The following is a 20319-nucleotide window of genomic DNA, read 5'->3' as shown; positions in this document are numbered from 1 at the left end:
GTCAAGTGGGAGACGCAAAATATTGCGTCTCTACAAAAGCAAAAAACCCCGCCTGCTTGCACAAACGGGGTTGTATTTTTAAATAAGGCCTTGCTTATTTGGTTTCCTCTTCAGTTGGGGTTTTGCTTTCGCCTTTTTCGTCGATGATGGTGATCTGGCTGGTTTCTTTGTCGAAATCAACTTTCATGATATCACCTTCGCTCAGTTCGCCTTTCAGTATCTCTTCGGCAATCGGGTCTTCCAGGTATTTCTGGATAGCACGTTTTAACGGACGTGCACCAAATTGCGAATCGTAACCTTTTTCGGCGATGAATTCCTTAGCGGCTTCAGTAAGCTCAATTTTGTATCCCAGGCCATTTACACGGCTAAACAGGAATGCCAGTTCGATATCGATGATCTTGAAGATTTCATCTTTACCTAATGAGTTAAACACAATAACATCATCAATACGATTCAAAAACTCAGGAGCGAAAGCACGTTTCAAAGCGTTCTCGATAACACCTCTTGAATGTGTATCGGCCTGCAAAGTTTTAGCATTAGTACTGAAACCTACACCCTGCCCAAAGTCTTTCAACTGGCGGGCGCCGATGTTCGATGTCATGATGATAATGGTGTTCCTGAAATCAACTTTGCGGCCTAATGAATCGGTTAGCTGGCCTTCATCCAATACCTGTAACAATATGTTGAATACATCCGGGTGAGCTTTTTCAATCTCATCCAGCAATACTACAGCATATGGTTTACGGCGTACTTTTTCGGTCAATTGGCCGCCTTCTTCGTAACCGACATAGCCCGGAGGCGCTCCTACTAAACGGGATACCGCGAATTTCTCCATGTACTCGCTCATATCAATTTGTATCAGCGCATCTTCGGTATCAAACATAAAGCGGGCCAACTCTTTGGCAAGCTCAGTTTTACCAACACCGGTGGGGCCTAAAAAGATGAACGAGCCAATTGGTTTTTTAGGATCTTTTAAGCCGGCGCGTGTACGTTGTATAGCGCGGGTTAACTTTTTGATAGCATCGTCCTGGCCAATAATTTTGCTGCTAACAGTATCTGCCATATTCAATAGCTTTTGGCTATCGGCCTGGCCTACCCTTTGTACAGGGATGCCGGTCATCATAGATACTACTTCGGCAACATTGTCTTCGGTTACTGTATAACGTTTTGATTTGGTTTCGGCTTCCCATGCGGCTTTGGCCTGGTCAAGCTCGGCAATCAAATTCTTTTCGGTATCACGTAACTGTGCAGCTTCTTCGTATTTCTGGCTTCTTACAACTTTATTTTTCTCAATCTTGATCTGCTCAATTTTTTGCTCAATATCCAATATGTTTTGTGGCACATGAATATTGGTTAAGTGAACACGCGAGCCCGATTCATCTAAAGCATCAATAGCTTTATCCGGTAAAAACCTATCGGTAATGTAACGGGTGGTTAAGTTAACGCAGGCATTGATAGCTTCCGGGGTGTAAGTTACACCATGGTGCTCTTCGTATTTCTCTTTAATGCGGTTCAGTATCTCGATAGTTTCAACCGGGGTAGCTGGTTCAACCATTACCTTTTGGAAACGGCGATCCAAAGCGCCATCTTTTTCGATGTACTGGCGGTATTCATCTAAAGTAGTTGCGCCAATGCATTGAATTTCGCCCCTTGCCAAAGCAGGTTTAAACATATTTGATGCATCAAGCGAGCCAGAGGCACCACCTGCACCAACTATAGTATGAATTTCGTCGATAAATAAAATTACGTCAGGAGATTTTTCCAGTTCGTTCATTACCGCTTTCATACGCTCTTCAAACTGGCCGCGATATTTTGTACCGGCAACCAACGAAGCTAAGTCAAGCGTTACCACGCGTTTGTTAAACAATACACGCGATACTTTACGCTGTACAATGCGCAGTGCAAGCCCTTCGGCAATAGCCGATTTGCCCACACCTGGCTCGCCTATTAATATAGGGTTGTTCTTTTTACGGCGCGACAGGATTTGCGATACCCGCTCAATCTCTTTTTCGCGACCCACGATCGGGTCAAGTTTACCATCTTCGGCGGCGCGGGTTAAATCGCGGCCAAAGTTGTCCAACACCGGTGTTTTTGATTTAATATCAGATACCTTTTTAGGCTGGCTGAATGATTCTTCTTCTTTAAAGTCGTCATCGCCGCCGGTTGGTGAACCTGGCATCTCGTCGGTTACATCGTTTTTATGTGATTCCACTTCACCTTTAAACACCTCGTAGTTCACGTTAAACTGTACCAATATCTGCGATGCGATATTATCCTCATCGCGTAATATAGATAGCAGCAGGTGCTCGGTTCCAATTACATCACTTTTAAATATTTTGGCTTCCAGATAAGTAATTTTTAATACTTTTTCGGCTTGCTTGGTTAGCGGAATGCTGCCTATGTGTACATTGGTTCCAATGGTACCTTTAACGGCATCTTCCACAGCACGGCGAAGCTTTGCAGTATCAACGTTCAAACCTTTCAGCAATTTAATTGCTACGCCATCACCATCCCTGATGAGGCCCAGTAAAAGATGCTCCGTTCCTATATAGTCGTGCCCAAGGCGTAATGCCTCTTCTCTGCTGTATTGAATGACATCTTTAACCCTCGGCGAAAATTTAGCTTCCATATATACCTTTCAATTATTATGAACGCCGCAATCTATAAATTTTGTTTTTACAAACCCGACGCACGGTTTAACATTTATCAACAATATTGCCAACATTTAACACTTTGCAGAAACAGACATTGATATGATATGCAAGCTATTAAAGTTTGGGTTTAAACAATAATTTTTATCAAAAAATCCAACAATCACCTAATTTTTTTACAATATACGAACGAAACTCACCATTTTGATACAAAAAATTCAAAATAGTTTAAACATTGTGTTAATAAATTATCACGATAGCAACAAAACAGGCATTTCGTCATAACATATGCCATAAAGGCATTAACATAATATTTACGTTGTGTTCACCTATATGTACGCAAATACAAGCAAAACAGTTGCCATTTTACTGTGTTAAACGCAATTAAATACTTACAAGTATGTTTAAAGTAACATGGATTTGCATTTGGCAGTAAATATTTTTTCTGCCACCGGTTTTTTAAGCGAATCCACCAATTTTATTCATATTTGTTGCGTAGTTATCGTATGAGTATAGTTCTTAAAAATAAAGAGATGTTATTGGGGTGAGGAAAATCCGGGTGTAGTTTGCAGGCAGGTATGGCGTAAACTAACCAAGGAAAGACTCACCCGACGAGGCTGCGCCCGCCACCCTCTCTTCACCTGCGGTGGAAAGAGGGGCTTGAAGAGTGCTGATCTCCTTACCCTCTTTGTGGCGAAGCCGTAGAGAGGGTCGACCGGCGAAGCCTGGTGGGGGTGAGTCGTCGCCTGCGTTCAAAACGGCCCTTTTTATTTTTAGAAACAGCTATTCACGCAACAATATAACATCAGCATTTCAAATCAATTATAATGGCAGACGAAAAGATCATTTTTTCAATGGCTGGGGTTAGCAAAGTTTATCCCCCGCAAAAAACAGTATTAAAAAACATTTACCTATCGTTTTTTTATGGCGCCAAAATCGGCGTTATTGGCTTAAATGGTTCGGGTAAATCATCGTTATTAAAAATTATTGCAGGCATTGATAAAACCAATATAGGCGAGGTTGTTTTTTCGCCGGGTTATACTGTTGGTTACCTAAGCCAGGAGCCCGAGCTTGATCCAGAGAAAACCGTACGCGAAATTGTGGAAGAAGGCGTTGCCGAAACCACGGCTTTATTAAAGGAGTACGAAGAGATAAACGAAAAATTTGGCCTGGAAGAATACTACAGCGACGCCGACAAAATGGACAAGCTGATGAACCGCCAGGGCGAATTACAGGACCAGATTGATGCCGTAAATGCATGGGAACTGGATACCAAGCTGGAACGCGCCATGGATGCCCTGCGCTGCCCCGAGCCGGATACTAAAATATCGGTGTTATCGGGTGGTGAGCGCCGCCGTGTAGCTTTGTGCCGTTTATTGTTAAAACAACCGGATGTATTGCTACTGGATGAGCCTACCAACCACCTGGATGCCGAATCGATAGATTGGCTGGAACAGCATTTACAACAATATAAAGGTACCGTTATAGCCGTAACCCACGATAGATACTTCCTGGATAACGTGGCGGGATGGATCCTGGAGCTCGACCGTGGAGAAGGTATCCCATGGAAGGGAAATTATTCCTCATGGCTGGATCAAAAAGCGAAGCGTTTGGCGCAGGAAGATAAAACCGAAAGCAAACGCCAGAAAACCCTGGAACGCGAGCTCGAATGGGTACGCATGGGTCCAAAAGGCCGCCACGCCAAATCAAAAGCACGTTTAGGCAATTACGAAAAACTGGCATCCGAAGAAACCAAGGAACGCGAAGAAAAACTGGAGCTGTTTATTCCGCCGGGCCCACGTTTGGGTAACGTGGTAATTGAGGCCAACGGCGTAAGTAAATCTTATGGTGATAAATTATTGTTCGATAACTTAAGCTTCTCTTTACCTCCTGCAGGTATTGTAGGTATCATAGGCCCCAACGGTGCGGGTAAAACAACCCTGTTCCGCTTAATTACCGGGCAGGACCAGCCGGATGCAGGTACTTTTCGCGTAGGCCCGACTGTTGCCTTAGGTTATGTTGACCAGATGCACGACGACCTTGACCCCAACAAATCAGTCTGGGAAAACGTAACGGGCGGCCTGGAAACCATCATGGTAGGCAACAAACCATTGAATTCCCGTGCGTACGTATCTAAATTCAACTTTAACGGTGCCGATCAGCAGAAAAAAGTAGGCGTACTATCGGGTGGCGAGCGTAACCGGGTACACCTGTCTATCACCCTCAAAAAAGGATCGAACGTGTTGCTGCTGGATGAGCCAACCAACGATATCGACGTAAACACTTTACGCGCCCTGGAAGAAGCCCTTGAAAACTTTGGCGGCTGCGCCGTAGTGATCAGTCACGACCGCTGGTTCCTGGATCGTATCTGTACCCACATCCTGGCTTTTGAAGGCAATTCGCAGGTATACTTCTTTGAAGGTAACTACTCCGACTATGAAGAAAACCGCAAGAAACGTTTAGGTGATGTTGCACCGAAGAGGATTAAGTATAAGAAGTTGACGGTGTAGAAGCCGAAGTCCGCCACGACGTCATTGCGAGGTACGAAGCAATCCCAGATAGGTTAAGTACTACTTAGTTTGGGATTGCTTCGTACCTCGCAATGACGATTTTTATCACAACCTTACTTCTCACTTCATCCACCTTTTTTATCCTTACTATCAATTCCTTAACACATCTCAACAAAAAATTTCCTAACTTGCCGTTTTCTAATAAATAATACTTAAGGCCATGACAGAGACGCTGGACATCAAGATCACCAAGACCACGCATTCCCGTTTAGCAGAAACGGATTTTGACAACTTACCTTTCGGAAAAACATTTTCTGACCACATGTTTGTGGCCGATTATGCTGATGGTGAATGGAAAAACCTGCAGGTCATTCCCTACGGCGAGATTGGTTTAAGCCCTGCAATTTCGGCCTTACATTACGGCCAGTCATTTTTTGAAGGATTAAAAGCCTACAAACATGCCGATGGAAAGGTTACCATTTTCCGCCCCGATAAAAACGCTATCCGTTTTAACAAATCGGCAGAAAGGCTTTGTATGCCTACCCTGCCCGAAGAAATATTTTTACAAAGTATGGCCGCCGTGGTTGACCTTGACCGCGAGTGGGTGCCATCAAAACCAAACCATGCTTTATACATCCGCCCGTTTATGTTTGCTACAGACCCTTACCTGGGTGTAACACCATCGGCAACATATAAATACATGGTAATTTGCGGGCCTGTTGGACCGTATTTTTCAAAAACGCTGCGTGTAAAAATTGAGACCTACTACACCCGCGCCGCCGAAGGTGGTATGGGTTACGCAAAAGCAGCCGGCAACTACGGTAGCGCGATGTTACCTTCGCGCAAGGCAGCCGAAGAGGGCTTTGACCAACTGATATGGACAGATGCCAAAGAGCACAAATACGTTGAAGAAATGGGTGCCGCAAACGCCATGTTTATGCTGGATGGCAAACTGATAACCGCCGAAGCAAAAGACACCATTTTAGATGGCGTAACCCGTGATACGGTTATTGCATTGGCCAAAGAGTGGGGCATTGAGGTTGAAACCCGCAAAGTTTCGGTTGCCGAAATTATTGAAGGTGCCAAAACCGGCAAACTGACCGATGCTTTTGGCGCAGGCACAGCAGCAACCATCGCATCGGTAGGCTCTATCAGTGTAGATGGCGAGGAGTATTTCCTGAGCGATCCAAAAACGCGCGAGTTTTCGCAAAAAGTATTAGCTACCCTTGATGCTATTAAATACGGCCGTGCCGAAGATACACATGGCTGGAATTATTTGGTTGGATAATTACAATATTGTTATTGAAATAGAAAAGGTGCTCAGATGGGCACCTTTTTTTGTTTGTGGCCGTTGAACGCAGGCTACGACTCACCCGGTCAAGGCTTCGCCCGACCACCCTCTCTCCGGCTGACGCCGCAAAGAGGGTTAAAACTCGTTTTTTATTCTTTTCGCCCCTCTATGCGACGCAGTCGGAGAGAGGGGCAGGACGAGCGTAGCGATGTTCGGGATGAGTCGTCGCCGGCGTGCACTTATGCTACAAACTACAATTCCCCACCGGCTTTATCCCCTCTTTATCCTTTGTTAAAACCGGCTCACCATTTTTAAAGGTTACAACCCATATACTATCGTAATCATCATCGGGCCAATCCATCCCCTTAACTTTAATGCCCAGGGCTTTTATTATCGGTTTAATGTAGTTGTGTTCCCAAACAATCAGGATTGTACCTTTTTTGCCGTCAAGTTCATCGGCCAAATCTTTGGCATCTTCCTCCTCAAATTTGGTATTAACAGGTAAATTATATTTGCTGGCAAAGGGCGAAGCCGTTTGGAACATTCTTGCTCTTGGGGTTGTTTTGCCCAAATGCAACGCCGGCACATAAATTTGAGCGGGCAACCCAAATTTGGCTTTTAAAACTTCCGGAAGTTTAAGGGCTCGATTCAGGCCTATGCAGGAAAGATTATCGCCATCAGCAGGCTTCTCGGCATGCCGGACAAAAATAAGTTTAAGATTTTTGTTTTGTGCTTTAACGCTATACGTTACCAGGCACAACAGCAATAAAATTATGGCGGGGAGTATGGTGTATCTTTTCATATAAGGCAAGATACAATTCCTAAAGTGGTGTCGAAAATTTAATCAACCGATACGGTCAATCCTTCCTGCTGAAGAATTTTACGGTAGATCTCCATTTCGGTAAAGGAGCCTTCCAGTACTGCGCATTTGCCTTCGTTGTGCACCTTCCAGGCTATCTTTTCGGCCTGTGATTCGGAGTAATCCAGGTACTTCATCATACAATGGATCACATGGTCAAACGTGTTGAAATCATCGTTCCATAATATCAGGCGGTGAACTTCCTTAAGTCCTGCCAGTAATTCTTCGAGGGTAAATGTTTCTTCCTGTGTTTCAGTTGGCATACGTAACTACAAAATTACTCAAAAACAATAATAAAAATAGTAAAATCGTGTTCAATTCACTTAAAAACATACCCCAATGATGTGCCTGCTACACACCGGACAATCTAAACACCATGAAAAAAATCGCTGTTTGCATTATCATCCCATTAGCAGTACAAGTTTTTGCCATTGCCACGGCAGGCGCACAGGCATCAAAAAACGGTCCGGCCAGGTTGCAACCCCCACCTCCAACTATCAAAGTAGATGGTGATGACAAGGATTGGGGCGATAGTCTGCGCTATTTTAATGAAGACAGGAAACTAAACTATGCGCTGGCTAATGACCAGACAACCCTTTACGCTGCTATCAAAATAACCGATAAAATGGACCAGATGCGCACGCTGAATGCAGGCATCACCCTAAGCATTGATAATAAAGGCAAAAAGAAAGAAAGCTTCTCGCTCACCTTCCCCTTAGCCGAACCGGGAAGCAAACCAGATTTTGGCAAACGCCCCGACGATAATACCGAAGTTAGCCAGCAAGACCGAGACGATTTACAGCGCGAGCGCATAACCAAACTGCGCGATATTAAGGTAGTTGGTTTTAAAGATATCGAAGGCGACATGATTACTACCTCAAATACCTACGGAATTAAAGCAGCCATTGATTATGATACCGAAGGCAACCTCATTTATGAAATGGCTATCCCCCTGAGTTTTTTCCACGCCGATGACCAGTTTAAAACCGAATGGGCTTTCAATTTTAAAATAAACGGCATCCAAAAACCCAAAGGCGAGGGAATGGAAAACAATGGTGAACGGCAAGGAGGCAGCATGGGAGGCGGCGGCGGACGTGGCGGCAGGGGTGGTCGCGGAGGCGGCTTTGGCGGCGGTGCCGAAGGCAGCCGCAGCGAGCTCTCCAAATCAACCGATTTCTGGGCTAAGTTTTTTCTTAATAAAAATTAACAATTTATTACCGGGCCTGGGTTTAAGCCGACGAAAAACGGCCAAAACCCAGCTCTATTTTTTAAATTGAGCAAGTACTTCGGGTATCAGTTTTAATACCCACTGGTTATACATTTTGGCAGATGGATGCAGCCTGTCATTAGCCAAAAGGCTAAGGTCAAACGCCGCTTGTTTTGATATGGCAGTAATATCAACGTAAATAACCCCCGCCTTTTTGCTTTCATCCAGGTTAATGGCGTTAAACTTGTCGATATCGGGTCCAATAACCGCCTCATTTCCATTACCAAAGGGTGTTACACCGTAATCCGGAATTGATAAAACAAACACATGCTTTTTGTTCCCTTTGGCAAACCTGATAGCCGTGTTTAAAACAGCTGCAAATTTTATACGATAGTTATCCTTGCTGTAGCCGTCATATTGGTCGTTAACACCGATGAGTAGGGTTACAAAATCATAGGTTTTATCGTTAATGGTGCTGCTTTTAATGGCATTTATTAATTGGTCGGTTATCCAGCCCGTACGGGCTATAATGGTAGGCTCGGTCACTTTAAATCCCGGCAGCTCGGCTGCAAGCTGATAAGGAAAAGACTCACGCGCGGTAACAGACTGGCCTATGGTATATGAATCGCCCAGGGCAAGGTAGCTCAGTGTATCGGTAGTAGTGCCCGTTACCGGTACAGTACCTGTTGAGGGCGGATTGGGCCCGCTATTCATATTTTGCATCGGGTCGTTTTTTTTTGAGCAGGCGGTTAGTGCGCCTATCGAACATAAAATTATAAATAGTGCTTTCATGACAACATCTCCATATCAAACAATACGGAAATGTGGTGCTTAAGGATTTCTTTTACTTCATTTATATTTACCTCGTAGCCAAGTTCCTGCTGCATCGAGGTTACCGCCTTGTCATCAATACCGCAAGGCACAATGTTTTTAAAATAATCGAGGTTAGGGTTTACGTTAAATGCCAGCCCATGCATGGTTACCCACCGGCTGCATCGCACACCCATGGCGCAAATTTTACGGGCCTTGTCGTTATCAGCATCAAACCAAACGCCGGTGTAGCCTGGGTAACGGCCAGCCTTTAAACCATAATCGGCCAGGGTTAATATCACAGCCTCCTCCAGCGTGCGCAGGTACAGGTGAATATCGGTAAAAAAATTATCAAGGTCCAATATCGGGTACGATACTATCTGCCCCGGACCATGATAGGTAATATCACCTCCGCGGTTAATAGTATAATAAGCCGCCTGCTTTTCTTTCAGTCCGGCTTCATCCAATAGCAAATGCTCGGCTTTGCCGCTTTTGCCTAAGGTATATACATGGGGGTGTTCGCAAAAAACCAGGTAATTGAAGGTTTCATCGGCTTCAAAGGGGTCAAATGCATCGGCAGGCACCAATGTTTTAGCTGCTTCAGCATACGCCAGCTCGTTATTGCGATTATCAAGCTTGGTTTTTACCGTTGCCGAAAACAAGTCTTCCTGTCTGTCCCAGGCCTGCCGGTAATCTATCAGGCCCCAATCCAGGAAAAATACTTTTTTATTCTTCATCACTTATCTTCTTTTACGTAGCCAATCATATAATCGGCGTATTGCATATAGCCAACGGTGTAGTCCAAATTAAGTTCATTTTTATGCAAGTTGGCATTCAGTACACCATGGTGTTCAAAGCTAAAGGGCTCTAAAAAAATGTTATCAGCAAATGATACTTCTTTTTGCCCGTTGCATTTATAAACGGCTTCTTTGGCACACCAGCAAACATAAAGGTGTTCTATCTTCTTATCCTCGCCAATAAAAGCAAGCTCATCCGGACGCATAAACTTAGAAGCTATACGCTCAACTTTTTCTTTTATCTGTTCAATATCAATGCCTACCTTATGAGTTTTGCTTATCATCACCGCGGCATAATCAAACGAGTGACTTAACGAGATGTGGTAAGGCAGGTTTACCAGGTAAGGTTTGCCATGCGCGTCAACTTTGCAATCAATATATTCATCAGTGCTCAGCATTTTACGCAACAATACGCGGGTACCCAACCAGTGCAGGTAGCGTTTACTATGGCTTAGCTTTTCAACATAGGCTTTCTCGGCTTCATCCAATTGCAATTGCTTATACAACTCATCAGCCTGCTCCTCTATTTTCCAGAGTGCAAACTCAGTATCATCATCAATACGCTGCCGGTACGCTATCGCCATAAAAGTAAAATTGCAAAATCGGACGCAAACTTATGCCAAATAAATTTAATTATAATAATTGCCATATCATATTCATAAACGATTGATTTTTAATTAGCTGTATACCAAAATCTATTCAACAATCAATTTCAACAATGTTTGGTTGTTTACTGTTGCCTGTTGCGGTAATTAGTCATATTTTCGCCCCTCATCAAATTTTGCTATGATATTATCTGACAAGCGCATTCTCGAAGAAATAGAAAAAGGAACCATCATTATTGAACCATTTGCGCGCGAAAAGCTTGGCACAAATTCCTACGATGTGCATTTGGGTAAACACCTGGCTACTTACCGCGATAGGGTACTTGATGCCAAAAAACATAACGAAATTGATGCCTTTGAGATACCCAAAGAGGGCTTTATACTGCAGCCCAACACCCTTTACCTGGGCGTAACGGTAGAATATACCGAAACTCATAAACATGTACCCTTTTTGGAAGGAAAATCGAGCACGGGCCGTTTGGGTATTGATATACACGCCACAGCCGGCAAAGGCGATGTTGGTTTTTGCAACACCTGGACACTTGAAATATCATGCGCCCAGCCCGTACGCGTATACGCCGGCATGCCCATTGGCCAACTGATATATTTTGTTGTTGAAGGCGAAATTGAAACCCTGTACAACACCAAAAGCAACGCCAAATACAACAACCCTACCACCCGCCCGGTTGAAAGTATGATGTGGAAGAATAAGTTTTGATAGGTTGTAGGTTAGACGTGGTACGTTGTACGTTTTTTATGGCTAATTAACCTTTAGTCGTAAAAAATATGTTCGCTTTTTTTTCCGACTGATTAAACCTTTACCTAAACCAACAGTCAAACAGCCAACCATCCAAAACCTTTACTCATGAAAAACAAAAACCACTGCAACCGTAAATACAGTTTCATCAACGTACAACTTATAACGTAACACGTAAAACCTAACCCAACTTCCGGTCCTCCCCCGTAACACACTTTTATAATATTATTATAAGTATTTTCCGTAGATTGAAAATTATTTACCTGATGAAAAACAAACGTCTTTTTACCGGTTTATTGATAACTGTTATTGCTACAGCTATATTGAGTTTTAAAGGCCCTGGCGAAGAGCTGCTGCACAAAATGGTAGACCAGCTTTATAAATGGCGGGCCGAGCACCCGCAGGAAAAAGTTTACCTGCAATTTGATAAACCAGCTTATGCCATTGGCGATGACATCTGGTTTAAAGCTTATGTAACTATCGGCAGCAAACACCAACTCTCGGCATTAAGCGAAATACTAAATGTAGACTTGATTGACGAGAACGACTCTGTAAAACGAAGCATCAAGCTTCCGCTTATCAGCGGCCTGGCCAGCGGCGATTTTGCCCTTGCCGATTCGATGAAAGAAGGTAACTACCGTATTCGCGCTTATACCAACTGGATGCGTAACGAAAGCGAGGCTTATTTTTTTGATAAAACCATCACCGTTACAAATAGCATCAGCAATAACGTTTTTACTAAAACCGCGTTTACTTACTCCACTCAAAACGGCAAACAAAAGGTAAAAGCACTCATTAGCTATAGCAATATTAACGGCGAACCTTATGTAGCTAAAGAAGTGAGCTATCATATAGAACTGAACGGGAAAACCGTTTTTAAAGGCAAGGGCGTTACCGATGATAAAGGCAATATTGAAGCAAGCTTTATAAACACCACTAACGATTTAGCGGCCACCGGTCAAATACTAACCACCATTAAATATGCCGAGAAGAAAATGGCCGAGAAAGCCATTGCCATAAAGGCTGTATCCAACAAAATCGACGTTCAGTTTTTTCCCGAAGGTGGCAGCCTTATTAATGGGGTAAACTCAAAAATAGCATTTAAAGCTATTGGCGCCGATGGTTTGGGGGTAGATGTAAAGGGTACGGTAGTAGATGACCAAAACCAGGTAATTGCCAACTTTAATAGTACCCACCTGGGTATGGGAGTTTTTAAATTTGTACCTGCTACAGGAAAAACTTACAAAGCACACATTACCTACACTGATGGATCTGAAGGAATATTTGATTTGCCCAAGGCGGTTGATAACGCGTACTCCTTAGCCATTGATAATTCATATGACGACAATATTTTGATTAAAATATTGCCGGGCAAAGACCTGTTAAATGGTGATACACCCACAGCCGGGCTTTTGCTGGTAGCGCAGGTGGGGGGCGAGATTTACTACGCAGGCAACAGTGCCGATGGCGGAAAAACTTTTACCGCCGAAATCCCTAAAAGCAAATTCCCTTCGGGTATTGTGCAATTCACTTTATTTTCAGACAAGGGTGAGCCCTTAAACGAGCGCCTGGTTTTTGTAAAAAATAATGATGATTTAAAGCTGTTGGTATCTACCGATAAAAAGAAATATGCCCCACGCGAAAAAGTAACCATCAGCCTGAACGTTAAAAATACAGAGGATAAACCCGTAAGCGCCAGCTTCTCGGCCGCGGTTATAGATCTGTCGAAGGTTTCGGTTGATGAAACCGCAGAAGAAAGCATTTTATCAAATATCCTGCTTACCTCCGATTTAAAAGGTTATATCGAAAAGCCAGGCTATTACTTTCACAACGCAGACGCCCAAACCGACCTTGATGCCCTGCTCCTTACCCAGGGCTATCGCCGTTTTGAATGGAAAAAAATATTGAACGACAGTTTTAATCCTATAGTTTACAAACCCGAAAAAACATTGCAGGTATCGGGTCACTTAAAAACTTTTGGCGGCAAACCTGTTGCGGGTGGCAAAGTGACTTTATTCACTACATCGGGAGGTGTTTTTATTATTGATACTGTCTCTGACGACAAAGGGAACTTTGTATTCAGAGACCTGGTGTTCAGGGACAGCATTCGTTTTGTGGTACAGGCACGTACTGCTAAAGACCGCAAAAACCTGGAAATTGAGCTGGATAATATTGCCCCGCAAGCCGTGGGCAAAAACAAAAACGCACCCGATGTACAGGTAAACATCAGCGACGGCCAGTCGGTGTACCTCAAAAACAGCAAAAATAAGTTTAGCGAGGACATTAAATATGGCATTGGTAACCATACCATTGTTTTAAAAGAAGTGTTTATAAAGGATGTGAAGAGCAAAAAAGACCTTGTTAAAAACTCCAGTAATTTAAATGGCCCCGGCAATGCCGACCAGGTATTTACTTATAAAGATTTTGAAAACATGGGGGGCAACTTCATTTCTTCATTACAAATGAAAATATTCGGCGTACTTTTCAGAAACGGTGTGCCATATTCAACCCGAAGCCCGAGCACACCCATGACCATTCTGATAGATGGCATGCAGGTTGACCCTGACTATTTAAATACCTTGTCAACAATGGATGTAGGAAGTGTTGAGGTTTTGCGCACCATAGCCAATACAATGATTTATGGCTATCGCGGCGGCGGCGGCGTGTTGGTTATCACTACCAAGCGCGGCGGCGAAGGATCGGTTTATAACCGGTACGCACCAGGTGTTGTAACCTATGCGCCCAAGGGATATTACAAAGCCCGCGAGTTTTATTCGCCGTCGTATGACGATCCTAAAACTAATACACAGATGCAGGATTTACGCTCAACCATATACTGGAAACCTAATATTATAACGGATAAAGATGGCAATGCCACGTTCTCGTTCTTCAACGCAGATGCCAGGGCCACTTACCGCATTTTAATTGAAGGAATTGATGTTGATGGTAACCTTGGCCGGCAGGTTTATACCTATAAGGTGGAGTAACCCAGGGGCGCTTTTAATTTATTACGCCCGCTCAAATATTGCATTTATTGTTTTTTTATGAAACTGAGCCTAACCTTCATTTTCCTGTTTACTTTATTTTGCGCATTGAACAGCTTTGCCCAAACCGATTCAGCGTTTTTGGCCCGCACCATTAATGCGCTCGAAAAATATTCATTGGCAAACCAGGTAGAGAAGGTTCATTTGCATTTTGATAAACAGGGGTATATACCCGGCGATACCATTTGGTTTAAGGCCTATGTAGTCACCAGCGAAAACCACTCCTTATCGTCAATCAGCAACGTGGTGTATGTTGAATTACTTACAGCAAAAGATTCGGTAATAAGCCGGGTGGCCCTGCCTTTAAGTTCGGGCATAGGATGGGGGGATATTGCCTTGCCTGTCTTATTAAAAACAGGTAAATATCAATTACGGGCGTATACTAATTGGATGCGTAATGATGATCTGGCATATTTCTTTAGCCAACAGATAAACATAGGCGATTTACAGGCGATAAAGGCAAAAAAACAAAATATAACGGCAAAGCCCGATGTGCAGTTTTTTCCGGAGGGGGGCGTGTTAATTAACGGCTTACGATCAAAAGTAGCTATAAAATCGGTAGATGAAAAAGGACTGGGCGAAGACCTGGAAGGATTAGTAACGGATAATGACGACAATGAAGTAGCCGAATTTAAAACCCATCATTTGGGGATGGGTATATTTGCTATTACACCAACAGCAGGCAAACTTTATAAAGTTAAAATAACATGTAAAAATGGTAACCGGTATATCTTTGATTTACCAAAAGCACATGACGATGGTTTTGCCATCGCCATTAATAATACACAGGCAGATAGTTTAAGTGTACGCATAGTTGCCTCAAATAAGCTATTTGAAACTCAAAAAAGCGCAGGCTATTACCTGCTTGCACAATCGGCTGGTAAAATTTGTTATACAGCCGCATTCAGGCTGGCGGCACAAAGCTTCAATACGGCTATTGATAAAAAACGTTTCCCGACGGGAATAACACGATTTACACTATTTGCTGCTAATGGCGAGCCGCTTAATGAACGCATAGTCTTTATCCAAAATAACGATGCGCTCAAACTCAACATAACACGGGCAGGCAATACGTTAACAGCCAGGCAAAAGGTACAGTTTGAATTAGATGCTAAAACTGCCGGCGGTAACAATATTACAGGAAGTTTTTCGGTATCTGTGATCAACGAGGATTTAACCCCTGTGGATGAATTATCAGAAAACACGATACTAAACAATTTGCTGCTTACTTCGGATATTAAAGGGTATATCGAACAGCCCAACTACTACTTTACTGATATAACCGATAAAACCCGGGCCGACCTGGATATATTAATGCTTACGCAGGGTTATCGTCGTTTTGAATGGAAACAGGTATTAGCCGATAAGCATCAGCAACCGGTATTTGAAGCCGAAAAATCACTACAAATTTCCGGATACTTAAAAACTTTAGATGGCAAACCGGTAGCCAACGGCAAAGTAAGGTTGTTAACAACTAAAGCTGGCATTTTCATGCTGGATACCGTAACCAATGAAAATGGGAAATTCAGCTTTAACAGGCTGCCTGAGGATAGCGCAAGGTACGTGATACAGGCACGCAGCGATAAAAATAAAAAAAATGTAATGGTTGTGCTTGATACCTTATCCGGTCATAAATCATTTGCGTTTAGAAACGCACCCGGCGAAAAGGATACGATAAAAGAATTAACTGCTTACCAAAAGCAGGTTAAACAACAACTAAAATTAAGTTTAGACAGGCGCACTATACAACTTAAAGAAGTGGTGATAAAAGACAAAAAGGATACGCCAAAAGACATTTTTAGCCATGCAGAACACCCCGACCAGGTGATAAACGATTTTCCGAAAGAGCCGACCGGAGAAAGCCTGAGCACTTTTTTGGGCGTACGCCTACGTGGTATCGAGATGAGGAGCTCGGCAGAAGGCGCTTCGTTTTATACTGCACGATCTATAGCTAAATATTACCCAAAGCCGCCGCCAATGATGGTAAAGCTTGACGGAAGTATAATTGACCCGGCCATTTTTAGCACTCTTTTACTGACAGATATTGAGAGTGCCGAAGTAATCAGAACAACCGGGCAAATGGATATGACAACAGGTGCAAGGGAAGTACTTTATTTAATTTCAAGAAAACATTCTGGAACCGCAATTAAACCATCTACTCCCGATGTTATCACCTACCAATCAAACGGATTATACAAGGCAAGGGAATTTTATTCGCCCAAATATGATAGGATCAATGAAAGCAACACAAAGCCCGATTTGCGGACAACCATTTATTGGAACCCAACCGTTATAATTGACAAAGGCCTTACCAAATTTGAGTTTTTTAACTCCGACACCAAGGGCACTTACCGAGTAACGGTAGAAGGAATTGATACCGACGGTAATTTGGGCCGAATAGTTTACCGGTATAACGTTGAGTAATAAACACCCCCACTGGAATTCTGACAAAATGGTGGCTTTTTCAATACACCAGGCACAAATATTTGGATGCGCCCAAATTGCGCAATCAGCTTAGTGTTAACCATGATAAAATACAAGACATTGGTTATTAAATACTTATAATATTTTTATCTAAAAAGTGTTAAGTTATGTTAACCCAATTAGATGCGTTTGACCCGATACACAACTCCCCCTTTAGGGGGCCGGGGGGCTTAACACTCCGGCAAGCTGATAGGTATATTAATAGCCAGCCCGCCATCAGATGTTTCTTTGTATTTAGAATTCATATCAAGCGCCGTTTGCCACATTGTTCTTACTACGGCATCAAGGCTTACTTTGGCCTTTTCGGGATTGCTTTGCAGCGCTAACTGCGATGCCGTAATGGCTTTTATGGCCCCCATGGTATTACGCTCGATGCAGGGGATTTGCACCAGGCCGCCAATAGGGTCGCAGGTAAGGCCAAGGTGATGTTCCATGGCTATTTCGGCGGCCATAAGTACCTGCCGCTGAGTGCCGCCCAGGCACTCGGTCAGTGCAGCCGCAGCCATAGCCGATGAAACCCCAATTTCGGCCTGGCAGCCGCCCATTGCTGCCGATATTGTAGCCCCTTTTTTAAAGATGCTGCCAATCTCGGATGCGGTGAGCAAAAACTGGATAATCTTCTCGTCGGTGTTACCCTCGCAAAAAACAATATAGTATTGTAATACGGCAGGGATAACGCCGGCAGCACCGTTTGTAGGTGCAGTTACTACACGTCCAAATGAAGCATTTTCTTCATTCACTGCCAGTGCAAAACAACTCACCCAATCCAGTATATTTTTAAAACTATCGCCTGTTTGCCTTATCGCGGTAATCCATTCCTCGTAGTTACTGTAAGGCCTATCGCTTATTAGTTTTGCGTTTAATTTAAAAGCACGCCGGGCTACATTTAAACCGCCAGGTAACTGGCCGGTAGTATGGCAGCCGCGGTACATGCACTCTTTTAAGGCTTTAAAAATATTTAATACCCCTGCACGGGTCTCATGTTCGCTGCGCCAGGCCAGTTCGTTTTCCATAACCACTTCAGAAATGCGAAGGCCGGTTTTTATACACCAATGCAATAAATCGGCCGCTGTATCAATCGGGAACGGCAGGTCTACCTCATGTTTTGATTGAGCTGATGCACCATCCTTAACCACAAACCCTCCGCCTATGGAGTAGTAGGTTTCGGATACCGCTTTGCCATTACTCAAAAAAGCCTGGAAAGTAACCGCATTGGGATGAAAAGGCAAACTTTCGTTAAACAAAAACAACAAGTCGTCAACTACCGAAAATTCAATTTCCTTCGCCCCACCCAATATCAATTTATGCGAAGAAGTAATATAGTCGATTTTCGGGGTAATCTGGTCAACCTCAAAAGTTACGGGATCATCGCCGCTTAGGCCCAGCAATACGGCAATATCAGTGCCATGCCCCCTGCCTGTTTTCGCCAACGAACCATAAAGCAGTATTTGTACCTGGTTAGCAAGCGGCAGCATCTCCTGCTGTTGTAACGATATTACAAACTGCTGTGCAGCACGCCATGGCCCAAGGGTATGCGAGCTTGATGGCCCTATCCCTATCTTAAACATATCAAATACCGAAATTTGCTCCCTTACCATTGGCGTCAAATTTAAAAATAATAAGCTAACCAAGCTTTGTAATAAATATGTTGAAGTGCCTAATTTTTATTTAAAAAATTTATATTTTGCATGAACTAAAACTTATAAAAACACTCAAAACCTTAAAAACATGGAAAACTACGATCCGTCAAATCCCGGGGCGCCTTTTATTTTTGCTATTATGGGTATCTTTATGATTCCCGGGCTTATAGCTGGTGTAATTTGCGCTATTGGTATGTGGAAGATATTTGAAAAAGCAGGCAAGCCTGGCTGGGCTTCATTAATTCCTATCTACAATTTAATTGTCTTGCTAGAAATTATCGGGAAACCAATGTGGTGGTTAATTGTAATATTTTTTCCATGTACCAGTTTCATTTTTGCTATTTGGGCTTTGAATTTATTAAGCAAAAGTTTTGGGCAAAGTGAAGGTTTTACCATTGGCATGATTCTATTACCTTACATATTCTTCCCAATTCTGGGTTTCGGGAAATACCAGTATATCGGCCCCGCCGGTGCTGGTTTTGCAGGCTTTCAACCATATGATCCTTCAAAAGATTACCGGGATCCGTTTAACCCTAATACGCCACCGCAAGCTTAATGCTGGCAAATTATATCACAATACAAATATTTTGCAGTCAGTTGGGTTTTATCCGCTGGCTGCAAAATCATTTAATACCCTGCCCTTTTAAATATTTCACCGGTATTGATTGCCCCGGCTGCGGCTTTCAGCGCTCTGTAATTGCGCTTGTACAAGGCAATTTAGATAAAAGCTTTGCACTTTACCCCCCTGCCATTCCCCTACTTTTATTTTTTGCCTACGGTATTGCCGATAGTTATTTTAAACTCGACACCAAAAAGTTCGCGGTAAAAAAAACCTTATTTATGATTGTTGGCAGCATAGTGCTTATCAGTTACTGCATTAAAATGTACGGCCTTTATCTGCATTACAGCACATCTGCCTGAGCTACAATGTGGCTGTAATCTTTTATAATGGTTTGCAAAAACAACATGTCGTTCATATCGGCTGGCGGGGTTACGCCTAAAAGGTCTTTGATGCGCTGTGCCATATTAAATACAAGCACGCTGTTGCGATTTTTAATATAGCTGTTTATTACCTCATTAATCAATTCAATATCTTTATCGTTAAGGCTGGCAGCGGCAGCAAAAACCGGCTGGTAATCATCGGCAGAGGGGCTGAAAGCTATATTATTGATTTTTGTGCGCGGCGCAGTACGGATAAGTGTAGTACCGGCAACCATATCGCCCACACGCTGCGATTTATCAGATACGGCAACACTTATCAGTCCACACAAATGCATAGTGCCCGGGAAAAAGTCAATAATCCTGAACAGCCAGCGTAACAAGTATTGGCTAAACTTGGGCCGGGCTCCGTCAAGGCTTATCACCTTTATTTTCATGATACGCTTGCCAACACTTTGCCCGTTCATGGCAATTTCGCAAGCCAAATCATAAAATACATATAGCGAGGCATATATAATTACTAAAACGCCAATTAATGCGCCTTCGGAGTTTAGGATGTTCAACATCGACATCACAATCATTGCAGCAATGAATATCACTATAAACATGGCCATGTCAATCAGGTAAGCAACAATACGTTCGCCCAGGCCGGCAACTTCGTAGTCAATATCAATGTTTTGTGATGTGGTTATCCTTATAGTTTGCATATCATCAAATATAAACGC

16 protein-coding genes are annotated in these 20319 nt (G+C 43.2%); 8 read left to right on the top strand and 8 right to left on the bottom strand.

Translation table 11 applies throughout. From position 1 onward, the window contains the following. Positions 1-94 precede the first annotated feature (94 nt). Entirely contained in the window at positions 95-2629 is a 2535-nt protein-coding gene (locus tag FSB76_RS18730; protein WP_147055970.1) for an ATP-dependent Clp protease ATP-binding subunit, read from the bottom strand. Positions 2630-3478: 849 nt separating this feature from the next. Between FSB76_RS18730 and ettA the strand changes: the two genes are divergently transcribed. Then, positions 3479-5161 carry an energy-dependent translational throttle protein EttA gene (gene ettA / locus FSB76_RS18725; RefSeq protein WP_147055968.1) on the top strand — a complete coding sequence of 561 codons (1683 nt, stop codon included), beginning with the start codon at positions 3479-3481 and terminating at the stop codon, positions 5159-5161. 220 nt (positions 5162-5381) lie between these two features. After that, positions 5382-6449, top strand: coding sequence for a branched-chain amino acid aminotransferase (locus tag FSB76_RS18720; protein WP_147055966.1), 1068 nt, complete (start codon positions 5382-5384; stop codon positions 6447-6449). A 247-nt stretch (positions 6450-6696) separates the two neighbouring features. Here the strand turns inward: FSB76_RS18720 and FSB76_RS18715 are convergent, their stop codons facing one another. Together FSB76_RS18715 and FSB76_RS18710 are read right to left on the bottom strand one after the other, a co-directional pair. Continuing rightward, positions 6697-7254, bottom strand: a complete 558-nt coding sequence (locus tag FSB76_RS18715; protein ID WP_225976246.1) for a histidine phosphatase family protein — start codon at positions 7252-7254, stop codon at positions 6697-6699. A 38-nt stretch (positions 7255-7292) separates the two neighbouring features. Next, entirely contained in the window at positions 7293-7574 is a 282-nt protein-coding gene (locus FSB76_RS18710; protein WP_147055964.1) for an ATP-dependent Clp protease adaptor ClpS, read from the bottom strand. 113 nt (positions 7575-7687) lie between these two features. Here FSB76_RS18710 and FSB76_RS18705 point away from each other — a divergent pair, with 113 nt between their 5' ends. Then, a complete protein-coding gene (locus FSB76_RS18705; RefSeq protein WP_147055962.1) occupies positions 7688-8518 on the top strand; it encodes a hypothetical protein in 831 nt (276 codons plus the stop codon). Positions 8519-8572: 54 nt separating this feature from the next. Here the strand turns inward: FSB76_RS18705 and FSB76_RS18700 are convergent, their stop codons facing one another. Genes FSB76_RS18700 through FSB76_RS18690 form a run of 3 tightly spaced genes read right to left on the bottom strand, consistent with a single transcriptional unit; the run spans position 8573 to position 10709 of the window. Beyond that, positions 8573-9310 carry an SGNH/GDSL hydrolase family protein gene (locus FSB76_RS18700; protein WP_147055960.1) on the bottom strand — a complete coding sequence of 246 codons (738 nt, stop codon included), beginning with the start codon at positions 9308-9310 and terminating at the stop codon, positions 8573-8575. Beyond that, entirely contained in the window at positions 9307-10065 is a 759-nt protein-coding gene (gene lipB, locus FSB76_RS18695) for a lipoyl(octanoyl) transferase LipB (protein ID WP_147055958.1), read from the bottom strand. The genes FSB76_RS18700 and lipB overlap by 4 nt, the downstream gene beginning before the upstream one ends. Continuing rightward, the gene (locus FSB76_RS18690) at positions 10065-10709 is read right to left on the bottom strand and encodes a 4'-phosphopantetheinyl transferase family protein (protein WP_147055956.1); all 645 of its coding nucleotides are present in this window, start codon (positions 10707-10709) and stop codon (positions 10065-10067) included. Before FSB76_RS18690 ends, lipB begins: the two co-directional genes overlap by 1 nt. 202 nt (positions 10710-10911) lie before the next feature. On the opposite strand from FSB76_RS18690, the gene dcd reads away from it, so the two are divergent. The 3 genes from dcd to FSB76_RS18675 all read left to right on the top strand — a co-directional run bounded on the left by dcd (position 10912) and on the right by FSB76_RS18675 (position 16955). Further along, positions 10912-11448, top strand: a complete 537-nt coding sequence (dcd, locus tag FSB76_RS18685; RefSeq protein ID WP_147055954.1) for a dCTP deaminase — start codon at positions 10912-10914, stop codon at positions 11446-11448. 305 nt (positions 11449-11753) lie between these two features. After that, the gene (locus FSB76_RS18680) at positions 11754-14474 is read left to right on the top strand and encodes a TonB-dependent receptor (protein ID WP_147055952.1); all 2721 of its coding nucleotides are present in this window, start codon (positions 11754-11756) and stop codon (positions 14472-14474) included. A gap of 57 nt (positions 14475-14531) precedes the next feature. Continuing rightward, the gene (locus FSB76_RS18675) at positions 14532-16955 is read left to right on the top strand and encodes a carboxypeptidase-like regulatory domain-containing protein (protein ID WP_147055950.1); all 2424 of its coding nucleotides are present in this window, start codon (positions 14532-14534) and stop codon (positions 16953-16955) included. Between the two features lie 230 nt (positions 16956-17185). On the opposite strand, the gene FSB76_RS18670 is transcribed toward FSB76_RS18675, so the two are convergent. Further along, positions 17186-18613, bottom strand: a complete 1428-nt coding sequence (locus FSB76_RS18670; protein ID WP_147055948.1) for an L-serine ammonia-lyase — start codon at positions 18611-18613, stop codon at positions 17186-17188. A 130-nt stretch (positions 18614-18743) separates the two neighbouring features. Between FSB76_RS18670 and FSB76_RS18665 the strand changes: the two genes are divergently transcribed. After that, a complete protein-coding gene (locus tag FSB76_RS18665) occupies positions 18744-19211 on the top strand; it encodes a DUF5684 domain-containing protein (protein ID WP_192910090.1) in 468 nt (155 codons plus the stop codon). Then, positions 19211-19576, top strand: coding sequence for a DUF2752 domain-containing protein (locus tag FSB76_RS18660; RefSeq protein ID WP_147055946.1), 366 nt, complete (start codon positions 19211-19213; stop codon positions 19574-19576). The genes FSB76_RS18665 and FSB76_RS18660 overlap by 1 nt, the downstream gene beginning before the upstream one ends. On the opposite strand, the gene FSB76_RS18655 is transcribed toward FSB76_RS18660, so the two are convergent. Next, on the bottom strand, positions 19558-20301 hold the full coding sequence (locus FSB76_RS18655; RefSeq protein ID WP_147055944.1) for an RDD family protein: 744 nt from the start codon (positions 20299-20301) through the stop codon (positions 19558-19560). The two genes, FSB76_RS18660 and FSB76_RS18655, sit on opposite strands and share 19 nt — an antisense overlap. Positions 20302-20319: the final 18 nt, after the last annotated feature.

The sequence above is a fragment of the Mucilaginibacter ginsenosidivorax genome, assembly GCF_007971525.1.
Taxonomy (GTDB): domain Bacteria; phylum Bacteroidota; class Bacteroidia; order Sphingobacteriales; family Sphingobacteriaceae; genus Mucilaginibacter; species Mucilaginibacter ginsenosidivorax.
The sequence above is the reverse complement of the archived record's forward strand: the minus strand, read 5'-3'. Positions and strand labels throughout refer to the sequence as shown.